Raw genomic sequence first — 11,517 nt, forward strand, 5'->3', positions numbered from 1 at the left:
TCCGATCGAGGAGCCCAGCCCGATGAGGACTCTGCTCGACAGTTTTGTCTTTTTCGAACGCAGCGTGCGCTATACGCTCAGCAAGCCCGTTTGGGTCCTGCTGGGCCTGGTTCAGCCTCTGCTCTACCTCTTGCTCTTCGGGCCGTTGCTCCAGCGGTTGGCCGGTCTTCCCGGATTCGGAAGCGAGAACTCCTGGCAGGTGTTCGTCCCCGGCCTGCTGATCCAGCAGGGTCTCTTCGGGAGTCTCTACTCCGGGTTCGGCATAGTCGCCGAAGCGCGGTCCGGAGTCATCGAACGGTTCAAGCTGACTCCCGCGGGCGATCTCGCCCTGCTGCTGGGCCGGCTCTTCCGCGACGTCCTGGTGCTCTTCGTGCAGACGGCCGTCCTGGCCTTCGGCTCCTACGCCCTCGGGCTGAGGGCCTCGGTCACCGGAGTGGTACTGGCGCTGCTGGTGGTCGTTCTCCTGGGGTGCGGCATGTCCGCGCTCTCCTACGGGATCGCCCTGCGCATCCGCAACGAGGAGGCGCTCACCTCCCTTCTCAGCACTGTCACCCTGCCGTTGATGCTGCTCTCCGGCGTACTCCTGCCGATGTCGCTCGCCCCGGCCTGGCTGGCCGACCTTGCCAGGGCGAACCCGCTCTCGCACATCGTGACAGCCGAGCGGGCGCTGTTCGCCGGAAACCTGACCAGTGGCAGCACGGTCCTCGGCGCGGCGCTCGCCGTCGTGATCGTCGTGCTCGGGTCCACGTTCGGGCTGCGGGCAGTGAGGGCCGAGGCATGAAGGACACCACGATGTCCGGGACCGCCGCCGCTCGAGTCCCGGCTCCGTCCCCCGGCGCGGGCCGCGAACTCCACCGCAGCCGGCTCGGCAACGGACTGCGTTTGCTGGTCGCCCCCGACCACAGCGCCCCCGCCGTCGCGGTGGCCGTCCTGTACGACGTCGGCCACCGTTCCGAGCCGGAGGGCCGCGAAGGCTTCGCCCATCTTTTCGAGCACCTGATGTTCCAAGGCAGCCAGAACCTGGAGAAGCTCGAACACGCCCGCTCCATCAACGGCTGCGGTGGAGGCTTCAACGGCCTCACGCACCGCGACCACACCAGCTTCTTCGAAGTGGTGCCCTCAGGTGCGCTGGAACTCGCCCTGTTCCTTGAAGCGGACCGGATGCGGGCGCCGCGCCTGACCGAGGAGTCCCTGGCCAACCAGGTCGCCGTGGTCGAACAGGAGATCCGCCGCAAGGTCCTGGACAATCCGTACGGTGGGCTCCCCAGTCCCCACCTTCCGGCAGTGATGTTCGACGACTTCGCCAACGCCCACAACGGCTGGGGGGCCGCAGAGCGGCTCAGGACGGTGACCGTCGACGAATGCCGGGCGTTCTTCGAGGAGTACTACGCCCCGGCCAACGCGCTGCTGGTGGTGTGCGGAGACGCCGAACCCGACCTGGTGGAGCAACTGACCGAACGCCACTTCGGTGACATCCCCGGCGGGGCCACCGCGCCACGCCGGCCAAGACCAGGGACGGACACCACCCAGCCCGCCCACGGGGATCGGGAAGACCGTCACCGCGAACACCGCCATCCCGGCGCCGCCATGCCCGCGATGGCAGCCGGCTGGAGACTGCCCGATTCGGCCCGCCGGGCGACCGAGTACCGGGCGGCTGTGCTGCTGTCCGAGGTGCTGGCGAACGGACCGGGATCCGTTCTGCAGGAACGGCTGATCCAACGTGACGCATCCGTCTCCCAGCTCTCCATGACCGCGGGACTGGGCGGCAGCCCGTTCGAAAGCCGTGACCCCGACGTGCTCGCACTCACCATGTTCTTGCAAGCGGGGAGCGGTCCGCGCTCCGTCCTCGGCACGGTGTACGAAGAACTCAGCGGTATGGCTGATCACGGCCCGGCTCCGGATCTGCTGGCCCGGCACGCCGCCAGATGGGCGACGTCCTGGGCACGTGCGCTCGACCCGCTGGGCGTGCGCGCTCAGCGACTGGGCGCTTTCGAGTTGCTGCAGGGCGGCGCAGAAAGCGCCCTGGAGCTGCCGGCGCAGATCCGCCGCGTCACCTCCACGGAGGTGGCGGAGGCCGCCGCCGCACTGGCCGCCCAGCCTCAGCGGTATGTCACCGTCCTGCCCCAGAACGACCAGCACTCCGTCGGAGCCAGTCGATGACACACCCGCACACGAACATCCCGGCAAGCAGCGGACCAGTCGTTCGTCCCGCGCCCACAGCCATACCGAGACCACGTCCGTTGGCGCCGGAATCGATCGTCGAGCACACGTCCCGCAACGGTCTGCGTATCGCCGCCCTTCGGCGTGCTTCCGTACCGGTGGTCGAGCTGAGGCTGGCGGTGCCGTTCGGCGGAAGCGACAGCGGCCACGCCCCGACCGCCGAACTGCTGGGAGCCGTACTGCTGCAGAGTACGAGTCGACGCGACCGCGCCGAAGTCGAGTCGGCCCTCGGTCTGGCAGGCGGCACCCTGCGGGTGAGCGTCACCCCCGAACGGCTCTCCGTGCAGGGCGTGTTCGCAGCCGACGGGCTCGTTGCGGCACTCGGCATCCTGGGTGAGGCCCTTGCCGAGCCGCAGCGCGCGCCGCGCGATGTACTCGCCGGCCGCGACCAGCTGGGCCATCGGCTCAGGGCCTATCGCTCGTACCCGGGAACCGCCGTCCGCGCGGCCCTGCTCGAACACTGCTTCCCGGACCATCCGCTGGCTCGCGAGGTGCCCGCCCCGGAGGACGTCGCTGCCGTCGGACCCGAGCAGGTGGTGGAACTGCACAGGCGCGCCCTGGTGCCGAGGGGTTCGCGTCTCCTCCTGGTGGGTGATCTCGATCCGGAGTTCGCCGTCTCCGCCGCCGAGAGCGCGTTGGAAGCCTGGACCGGACCGCACGCCGCGGTCGCCATGGCGGAACTACCCTCCCCCGCTCCCGGCGTGGTGGTGAGAAGTCGTCCGGGCACGCGGCAGGCCTACATCCGGCTGCTCGCCTCGGCGCCGAACGCCGAAGACGACCGGTACCCGGCCGCGTTCCTGGCCAATCTGATCCTGGGCGGCTTCGTCGGCTCGCGACTCGCCGGACGGCTTCGGGAGAAGGACGGCCTGACCTACGGGGTGGGCACCAGGCTCATCGACTACCCGCAGCGCAGCCTGCTCTGCCTCGAGCTTGACACAAGCCCGGAGCAGGCCGGTGCCGCTCTGACAGCCGTTCGGGAGGAACTGGACGGGTTCGCCACGGATCACCCGCCGGCCCACGACGAGATCGCCGCAGCCCGGAACTACGGGCTCGGATCGCTGGTACTTCTGCCCGCGTCACAGAACGGTATCGCCAACCTGCTGCACCGGCTGCCTCCGGCGACTGCACTCGCGCACTGGTTGGCGGATCGGTGGGAGCGGATCAGCAGGGCCGCCGACGAAGACGTCCGTGCGGCAGCCGCCAGAGTGGCTGTACGGGATCTCAGTGGCGTCGTGCTGACCGCGTCAGGCCGGACCGACGCGGCGATCAAGGAGTTGGAATCGGCCGGACTCCCCGCTGCCGCCCCGTCTTTGCACGGTGGCCGGCCTCCTGCACAGGGAGCGGAGGCCGTGACCGGAGGCTCGCCCCAGGCACCTGCACGCGCCCACTCGCACGGTGATCGCCCGCACCATCACGCGGGACACCATCCCTCCTAGCCCGTCGCCAGGGCAGCAGAAGACGGGCCGGCCTCACCGGTGTCTTCCGCTCTGTCCGCACCTGCCACAACCGCAGACGCGCAGACGCTCGGTAGGGCGGTCCGTCGGCGTTCTCCAGCATCCCGGTCCATCACCCGTCGCAAGTCGCGCCGGTCTGCTGCACGCGGCGGCGCATGCGGACCCGGGGACCCCGGGTCCGGGCACGTGTACGTGTTTTCACCGACGCCGCACGGGGATGTGGCGTGGCAGGCTCCGAGCGCGGTGCGCGTGAGGCGACCGCACCGCGAGGTCGGCCGAGGGGACGGCACGAACATGTGGCACCGCTGGCCGCAGCACATGGCCGGGCACGGGGCGGCGGGCGTCCCCCGTTCCGCGCGGCTTCGGGCCGGCGCACGGGCGCAGGGGGCGCTCTGCCGGGACACGCGCGCGGGCTCGCCGGACCGGCGCTCCCCGGTCACGCGCCCGGGTGCCGTGTGCCGCCGTCCGCCCCGGGCGGTGCCGACCGCCGCGTCCCGGCCGGCCCGCGGCGAGCCCGGTGGCGCGAAACCCGGCGTACCGATCGACCCGACCCGACCCGGCACGGCCCGTCGCCCGTCCGACGAACGGAATGGACTCCAGCCCATGGAAGCGACCACCGGCCCGGCCGGCCGGCCGACGGCGACGGGTCGGGTGCTGGTCGTGGACGACGACCCGGCGATTCGCCGCTCCCTGGCCCGCGGGCTGCGCCTCAGCGGCTTCACCGTCGACCTCGCCGAGGACGGCCGCGCCGCGCTCGCCGCGCTGGCCAGCGCATCGCCCGACGTGCTGGTACTGGACGTCTCCATGCCTGGCACCAGCGGCACCGAGGTGTGCCGGCGGCTGCGAGTCGGTGGCGACCAGGTACCGGTCCTGATGCTCTCCGCCCTGGACGAGGTGGAGGACCGGGTCGCCGGGCTCCAGGCAGGCGCCGACGACTACCTGGTCAAACCGTTCGCCCTGACGGAACTCGTGCTGCGGCTCCAGGCACTGCTGCGCCGCCGGCCACCCCGGCCCGACGACCGTGTGCAGGCCGGCGCCCTCCTGATCGACCCCGGCGCCCGCGAGGTCTGGTACCACGGCGAGCCGGTGCGGCTCACCCGCCGGGAGTTCGAACTGCTGGCGTACCTGGCGCGCAACGCGGGCATCGTGCTCACCCGCGAGCGCGTGCTGGAAGGAGTGTGGGGCTACGCGTTCGAGGTCCGCACCGACGCGGTGGACACCTTCGTCAGCTACCTGAGACGCAAACTCGAGGCCGGCGGCAGGCCCCGCATCCTGCACACGGTGCGCGGAGTGGGATTCATCCTGCGTCCCGCCCAGGGTCCCGGCTCGGAGGGCGGCCGATGATGCCTTCCACCCAGGACGCCGGCGAGGAGGCCGACGGATGAAGCTCTCCACCCGGATCGGCCTGGCGGTGGGTCTCACCGTGCCCCTGCTGGTGCTGGCCGCCGGTGTGCTCGTGCTCGGCCTCGTCACCCGCGACCTGCACCGCGAGCAGGACGCCCGGCTCCAGGAGCGGGGCGCGACCCTGCTGCCGGTCGCCCGCACCCTGCTCGCCGCCCGAGACGTCGACCACTCCTGGCTGGAGCACAACCAGCAGCGCAAGCTGTTCGCCTCCGCCCTGGACATCGGCATCCGGCTGGTCGCCGATGGCACCACCGTGGCCGAAGGCGGTCCCCAGCCGGCCGATTCGGTGCCCCTGCCGACCCGCGCTCCCGGGCCCGGCACCCTGCGGACCGACGGGCAGAGCTGGCGGCTGCTGTCGATCACCGCCGGTGACGGGAGCCGGGCGGGCACCCTGTGGCTGTTCTCGCCCGCGTCCGCCGACCGGGCCGAACGGGTGGCCGTACGCAGACGGCTGCTGCTGGTCACCCTGATCGCCGCGCCGGTGTCCGGCCTGGCCGCACTGGCCGTCACCGAGCGGGCGGCCCTTCCGCTGCGGCTGCTGCGGCGTCGGGCGGGTGCCCTGGACCCGGCGGCCGGTGCGGCCGGGTTCACGCACCGGCCGTCGGGTGTCGCCGAGGTCGACGAGCTGGCCGGCACCCTGTGGACCGTGCTCACCCGCTACGACCAGCAGGCCGCACGGACGGCTCAGGCGCTGGAGACCGCCCGCTCCTTCTCCACCGCCGCCTCCCACGAACTGCGCACGCCACTGATGAGCATGCGGACCAACCTCGACATCCTCAGCGGCCATGCGGACCTCGACCCGACGGACCGCGCCGAGGTCCTGGCCGACCTGCACAGCGAGCACGCCCGCGTCCTCGACCTGCTGAGCGCGCTACGGGCGCTGGCCCGCGGTGACCTCGTGGAGGCGGACGCGTTCACCGAGGTGGACCTCGCCGAGACCGTCGACGGCGCAGTGGCCGACCTCACCCGGCGACACCCGGACGCCCGGATCGGCACCACCGCATCGCTGCCGGCCCTCCGGCTGCCCGGATGGGCCCCCGGCCTGCGGATCATGGTCGACAACCTGCTCGGCAACGCGGTGATCCACGGCCGCCGGCCTGGTGAACCGGCCGCTGTGACGGTGGCCCTGCGGCAGGGTGGCACACCGGACGCACCCGTCGCCGTGCTCACCGTGGACGACGAAGGTCCCGGGGTCCCTCCGGAACAGCGTGACTCGGTCTTCGGCCGGTTCAACCACCGCCCCGGCAGTCCGGGATCCGGGCTGGGGCTCACCCTCGCCGCGCAGCAGGCGGCTCTGCACCGCGGGACGATCCGGGTACTGGACGCACCCGGCAGCAGGGGCGCCCGCTTCGAGGTACGCCTGCCCCTGCCCATCGGTCACCCCGCCCACGGCGCCCCCACGGTGGAACTCCCCGAGCGCCGCGACTGGTTGACCGACACGGCGGCGCAGACGTCCTGCGGCCGGGCTGCGACGGGGATGGCGTCGAGCTCCCGTGCCGCCGCCGCGTCGTGAACCGGGTTCAGCGCCGCCCGCACCGCCTCGACCGCCCCGAAGCCCTGCCGCAAGGACCGAACCGCCGAGCAGACATGCTCGCGACGGTCGCCCGCCTCGTCCTCGGCCGCTTCGAGTCCCTGGACACCGAGACCGGGTGCCGCTCGCCTGCGTACATCGGGGACCAGGACATGGCTGTCCGGGCATGCGACCGCTGTGCCCTGTGAGTTGCGGTAGCGCCTGCCCGGCGGGCCGTGCGGGGGCAGGAGCAACGGGAGGCGCGTTCCGTGTGCCCGGGCGGCGGGGAATCACTACCCGGTTCTCCCCGAAGTACGTCCGGACGGTGCCCTGTCGAGTAGTACGCAACCACAGAGGGGCCCCGATGATGACGCGGCTCGTGCCGAGTTCCAGGTGGTCCTGGGCCGTATCAGGGTGCCCAGGCTCGGGCCGGGCCGTCCGCGTACCCGGCCGGACAAGGTCCGTGCCGACAAGGCGTACGGCTCCCGCGCGAACGGCGCCTACCTGCGCGAGCGCGGCATCCGCTGCACGATCCTGTACCCGCTGAGCGTGACCACCGGTTCACTTGTCAGCAGCCGCCCGGAACGGCGCGATCGTGATCCAGGCTCCCCCTTCGTCCAGGCGGCACCCCGAAGTTCCGTACGCCCCCACCAGGCTCGGGCATTCCTGTGCCCGAAACCGGCCAACGGGCACGGCATTCCGCTGGCGGTGTCGCTGACCGGCGGAAACCGGAACGACGTCACCCAGCTCGTCCCCCTGGTCCAGGCTGTCCCCAAGCTCTGTTCGACCACCCAGCGGTACACGCCAGCCCGGAACCGTGCTCGACACCGCGCCGCGCGATGACCGAGGTGACTCCCAGGGCTCACACCGCCTCTTGAGGCGATTGATCCCGCACTCCACCGCGTGGCGCTGCTTGTAGTCGTCCTTGTCGAACTTCGGCGGGCGGCCACCGTGGGAACCGCGTTTCTTGCGGTTGGCGATCTGGTCGCGCTCGCCATCGACGAGAACTCGTCGGCCGCACGCGCCCTGCTCGCCGCCGAGGACGTCCTCCTCCGTGACGATGGCCCCCAGCCCAGCTACTCCCGCGTGAGCGGCCCCGCCGCTGGCACCGTGGCCAGCCGACCGTGGAATCGAACTGGCGAACCAGCTCCTATACGAAGTCTGACAGCTGCGTCGAGGTGGCTGACAAAGACTCGCCGAGAGCGGCCCCTTCTTGATGTGGCGCCAGTAGCGGACGGTGCTCTCGGCTGTGCGGTAGCGCTCGGCGACCTCGATGGGCCCGAGAGCTGGATCTTCACGGCGCCGCAAGGCGGACCCGTGGTCTACACGCGTGCGCGGTCGGAGTCCCCGCCCTGATCTTCACCACCGTCAACGTCACCCGCTTCGCCACCAGCCGGAACGTGCCCACACCCATCGCGGTCCTCCTCGACCCGATGATCGGCACCGCCCTCGCCGGCGTCCTGTACGTTGACGCACGCCTGGCCTCCTGGGGCATCAACCCACCAGCCTGGTCAACCGCCCTGCGCTGGGGCGCCGGATGCACGGCCGCTCTCATGAACTCATGGGAGAGCCTGTGGCCCGACGGACAGATCGACTGGCCCCACCGGGCCGATCCGGCAGCCGTCCTGCTCCACCTGACCCCGGCCCTGCTCCTGATCGCCCTGACCGAGACGATCGCCGCCTACCGACGAACCATCTCCGACCTCCTGGAAGCGATCGGCCCCGTCGATCCGACCGAGCCCGCCGGCCCGCGCACGACAGCCCAGCACCGATCGGTCCCAGAGCACATCGATCCGGAGACCTCCGATTCAGACCGGCTGGCCACCCTGCCCACAGACGGCAGATCCGATCCCGAATCCGCCTCAGCCCACACCCCCGCCGCGCCCGCCGCCACCGACACCGGCCACGACGAGCCCCACCCGGGCGACCACACGCCCGCCGACCACGCCGCGGCCCCCGAGCCCCAGTCGGCCGACGGTGGAGCCACAGACACCGACGTATGGCCGCGGGCCGTCGCGTTGGATAACGTAGCCCGTGCTGCCACCGGTAACCCGGTGAGCATCTGGCGGCTGCGCACCGAACTGCATGTCGGCCCTGATCGCGCCCGACAGATCCGTGAACAGCTCCTGGCCCGACACCCCGATCCGCCATCCGCAATTCCGTAGACCATCTTCGTCGGCTGTCCGATCCGGCCCCACCCGATCCGGTGTCCAGGATCTCTCCACGCCCGCTCTCCGAGCGGCGCAGCGGCTCGCGCCCCACACGTTCCCGGCGTCCACGGCACCGCTCGTGAGCTGCTCCGATCCGTCGGTGACCGCCTGGCTTGACTTCCCGGCAGAGCGGAGCGTCCATGGTCGTGGCCACCGCACCGAGCGGGCCCACGAAATCCGTAAACCCGCCCACTGCACGGCCATGTTCGCCCGGGAGACACGCGATGCGCACGCGCCCGGCGACCGCCCGCGACCCGCAACCACGCGGGTCCGCACCCCGGCCGGGGACCTCACCCACCCAAGACCTGACCGAAACGAGGTTCCCTCATGTCCAACACCACGACCGACAGCACCCGGACCCTGCACGCCGTACCCGACCCCGAACCGCTCGCCGGACTGACCGGCGCCCCCGCCTCGATCTACGCCGAACTGATCAAGCTCACCGGCGACAACGTGGCCACGGCCGCCGAACTCGCCCTCGCCGCCGGCCTGGGCCGCTCCACCACCGGCAAGGCCCTGGTCACCCTGGAGGAGCACGGCCTGGCCATCCGCACCCCCGGCGGCCACGACGGCCCCCGCCGCACCCCCGACCGCTGGCGTTTCGCACCCACCAGCGAGAACGCCACCGAATACACCGAAAGCGAATCCGCCCCCGTGAGCGCCGAACCAGCCGAATCCTCCACCACCGCCCCGGTGCCGATCGCCAACAGCGCGGCCAGCGAGAACCCTCGACCACCGAGGCTCCGCAGGTCACCCCCGCCGCACCCGCGCCCGCGCCGGACAATGACGGGACAGGCAACGACGAGGCGTGCGTCAGCGTCGCGGTAGCCGACACAGCCCCCGAGGCAACTACGCCGGACACCAAGCAGAGCGAACACGGCGGCAATAGCGACGAGTCGCACGCCGAGGACAGCAACAGTTATCCCACGAGCGAGGAAGCGCCTGCCGCCCAGCCCGTCCTCGGGCAGCGGACGACGACACCGGACGAGGCGATCACCCTGCCGGACCCGAAGAAGCGACTCGCACCCGGAGCGCTGCGGCAGATGGTCATCGACCACCTGTCGGCACACCCCGGCAAGGCGTTCACGGCCACGGGCATCAGCCGTGTGATCGAGAAGTCCTCGGGCGCCATCGCCAACGCCCTGGTCAAGCTCGCCATCGAGAACATAGCCGAGCAGGTGAGCGACCGGCCGCGCACCTACCGGCTGGCAACACAGCAGGCCAACGCGTGGTCGGCGGCCTGGAGTGAACCGGGCTGGTTCCCTGGAGAGTTGGGACCCAGCCCGGCTGTCGTTCGAGCGCTTCACAGCAAGCGGACGACGGCACGGAAGGGGAATGCCATGGGCCGGGCAAGAGGCCGCACGGTGTCGTTCCGGACCCACAGGCCCTGGCGAGGCCCTGCACTGATGTCCCGATACACCGAGAAGACGGGACCAGAGCGTCGTGTTCAGCACCTCGCATCTCTACAGCAACAGTCCAGCTCCACTGCCGTAAAACATCGCACACCTGAGAACTGGCGAGCCCCCACCCACCATATTGGCGACTGCGCACCGTGCACGAGGTCGTTAAATATGAGCCTTGATGATTTCAATCTGCCGATCAATGGCCGCAACACACTGATCACTATTCAGCTCATCCTCCAGCGTGACGCGGCCCGCGAGATGCGACATCAGAACAGATTCGTAGCAGGACGAGAGAATCTCCATCGCATCATCGACGGATACCGAATAAGCGGGAGCCTCGAAAAGTCTCACCAGCGCCATAAAGAAAGGTCCGACGCCTGGCCTTACCGGCACTCCCGGCAACTCATCATACCGCGCCAGAAAATTCGCAGCATATTCGGAATCAAACTGCCAATCGGTCGGACGATCGCGACGGAATGCAAGGGCGGATTCAATCAGAGCGGCGTGGCCCGGGGGGAAGAAATCACCGAATGGGGGGTCAAGCAAGGGAATTGCAGCCTCCACGGCGTCGAGTGCAAGGTTTGCCAGCGCCCCAGCCTCCAAGCGCTCAAGGCTTTGCACATAGGGCTCGACCTTCTGGTCCCAGAGTTCCAATTTCCCCTACTCTCAATATCGTAGATGCGATCCGGCAAACAGGCCACATTTGCCAGGGTGACCTGCATAAATCCGAAGAGGCCCTTCCACAGCTACCTACTCCTCTCCCATAGCTGAACTCCAGGATAGTCATTTGCCCTTCCCGCGCAATCTTGACGGGCGGGCCCGCACGCAGGACGAGACGAGGCAATGATGCCGTCACCGGCATACTCTTCCTCATCTATTACGTTGAACAGAATCTGTTCAGCGTCGGTGTGCACTTGCGGCGTTAGATCGGTTTCATACACTCGCCTGTAGCCAAGTTGACTGGCCAGGGCTCTCAAACTCCGGTTCGTTCCATTATTCGCCACCGAATAAACAAGCTCGCCGCCAAGCTGGCCTGTCGCCACCGTCGTACCCTTGTCTGCTCGCGTTCCGATGCCGAATGTGTCGTGAAGCGCCTTTGCATCATCCAGCAACTTCTGCGGGGTGACCGTTGCGCTTGCAGCAGATCCATCCGATACCAATCGCCCATTGCAGTTGTGTACGAGGATCGGCGTGGCCCCTGCCACCACATAGTACGTGTGAAAGCGGGCCGATCCCTACCTGGGTTTTTGCAGGTCGGCGCGGAACTGGCCGTCCGTCGAGGTCCGTTGGAGTGCGCTGATGTCCGCCCTTGTTGC

General features: G+C 69.9%; 9 protein-coding genes and 3 pseudogenes. 10 read left to right on the plus strand and 2 right to left on the minus strand.

The window, feature by feature from the left end:
- The first annotated feature begins 22 nt into the window (after positions 1 to 22).
- The 8 genes and pseudogenes from AC5WS8_RS35400 to AC5WS8_RS35435 form a co-directional block, all read left to right on the plus strand.
- Positions 23 to 781 carry an ABC transporter permease gene (locus AC5WS8_RS35400; RefSeq protein ID WP_496107618.1) on the plus strand — a complete coding sequence of 253 codons (759 nt, stop codon included), beginning with the start codon at positions 23 to 25 and terminating at the stop codon, positions 779 to 781.
- On the plus strand, positions 778 to 2,160 hold the full coding sequence (locus AC5WS8_RS35405; RefSeq protein ID WP_496107619.1) for a M16 family metallopeptidase: 1,383 nt from the start codon (positions 778 to 780) through the stop codon (positions 2,158 to 2,160). The genes AC5WS8_RS35400 and AC5WS8_RS35405 overlap by 4 nt, the downstream gene beginning before the upstream one ends.
- An 80-nt stretch (positions 2,161 to 2,240) precedes the next feature.
- The gene (locus AC5WS8_RS35410; RefSeq protein ID WP_496107620.1) at positions 2,241 to 3,656 is read left to right on the plus strand and encodes a M16 family metallopeptidase; all 1,416 of its coding nucleotides are present in this window, start codon (positions 2,241 to 2,243) and stop codon (positions 3,654 to 3,656) included.
- A 621-nt stretch (positions 3,657 to 4,277) separates the two neighbouring features.
- Positions 4,278 to 5,018 carry a response regulator transcription factor gene (locus AC5WS8_RS35415; protein WP_496107621.1) on the plus strand — a complete coding sequence of 247 codons (741 nt, stop codon included), beginning with the start codon at positions 4,278 to 4,280 and terminating at the stop codon, positions 5,016 to 5,018.
- A gap of 37 nt (positions 5,019 to 5,055) precedes the next feature.
- Positions 5,056 to 6,591, plus strand: coding sequence for a sensor histidine kinase (locus AC5WS8_RS35420; protein WP_496107622.1), 1,536 nt, complete (start codon positions 5,056 to 5,058; stop codon positions 6,589 to 6,591).
- A 74-nt stretch (positions 6,592 to 6,665) separates the two neighbouring features.
- Entirely contained in the window at positions 6,666 to 6,797 is a 132-nt protein-coding gene (locus AC5WS8_RS35425; protein WP_496107623.1) for a hypothetical protein, read from the plus strand.
- Between the two features lie 481 nt (positions 6,798 to 7,278).
- Positions 7,279 to 7,368 (plus strand): annotated as a pseudogene (locus tag AC5WS8_RS35430) (IS5/IS1182 family transposase); the annotation flags it as partial.
- A gap of 213 nt (positions 7,369 to 7,581) precedes the next feature.
- A pseudogene (locus tag AC5WS8_RS35435) lies at positions 7,582 to 7,707 on the plus strand (tat (twin-arginine translocation) pathway signal sequence domain-containing protein); the annotation flags it as partial.
- A gap of 84 nt (positions 7,708 to 7,791) precedes the next feature.
- Here AC5WS8_RS35435 and AC5WS8_RS35440 read toward each other — a convergent pair.
- Positions 7,792 to 7,863: pseudogene (locus tag AC5WS8_RS35440) on the minus strand (DNA-binding protein); the annotation flags it as partial.
- A 125-nt stretch (positions 7,864 to 7,988) separates the two neighbouring features.
- On the opposite strand from AC5WS8_RS35440, the gene AC5WS8_RS35445 reads away from it, so the two are divergent.
- Together AC5WS8_RS35445 and AC5WS8_RS35450 are read left to right on the plus strand one after the other, a co-directional pair.
- On the plus strand, positions 7,989 to 8,753 hold the full coding sequence (locus AC5WS8_RS35445) for an extensin (RefSeq protein ID WP_496107624.1): 765 nt from the start codon (positions 7,989 to 7,991) through the stop codon (positions 8,751 to 8,753).
- A 372-nt stretch (positions 8,754 to 9,125) separates the two neighbouring features.
- The gene (locus AC5WS8_RS35450; protein WP_496107625.1) at positions 9,126 to 9,626 is read left to right on the plus strand and encodes a hypothetical protein; all 501 of its coding nucleotides are present in this window, start codon (positions 9,126 to 9,128) and stop codon (positions 9,624 to 9,626) included.
- Positions 9,627 to 10,363: 737 nt separating this feature from the next.
- Here the strand turns inward: AC5WS8_RS35450 and AC5WS8_RS35455 are convergent.
- Positions 10,364 to 10,855 carry a hypothetical protein gene (locus AC5WS8_RS35455; RefSeq protein WP_496107626.1) on the minus strand — a complete coding sequence of 164 codons (492 nt, stop codon included), beginning with the start codon at positions 10,853 to 10,855 and terminating at the stop codon, positions 10,364 to 10,366.
- Positions 10,856 to 11,517 lie beyond the last annotated feature (662 nt).

This window comes from Streptomyces sp. PTL18, from assembly GCF_059510295.1.

Coding starts and splice junctions, on each gene's coding strand:
- AC5WS8_RS35450 (WP_496107625.1), top strand. CDS start 9,126: ATGTCCAACACCACGACCGACAGCACCCGGACCCTGCACGCCGTACCC.
- AC5WS8_RS35405 (WP_496107619.1), top strand. CDS start 778: ATGAAGGACACCACGATGTCCGGGACCGCCGCCGCTCGAGTCCCGGCT.
- AC5WS8_RS35400 (WP_496107618.1), top strand. CDS start 23: ATGAGGACTCTGCTCGACAGTTTTGTCTTTTTCGAACGCAGCGTGCGC.
- AC5WS8_RS35420 (WP_496107622.1), top strand. CDS start 5,056: ATGAAGCTCTCCACCCGGATCGGCCTGGCGGTGGGTCTCACCGTGCCC.
- AC5WS8_RS35415 (WP_496107621.1), top strand. CDS start 4,278: ATGGAAGCGACCACCGGCCCGGCCGGCCGGCCGACGGCGACGGGTCGG.
- AC5WS8_RS35425 (WP_496107623.1), top strand. CDS start 6,666: ATGCTCGCGACGGTCGCCCGCCTCGTCCTCGGCCGCTTCGAGTCCCTG.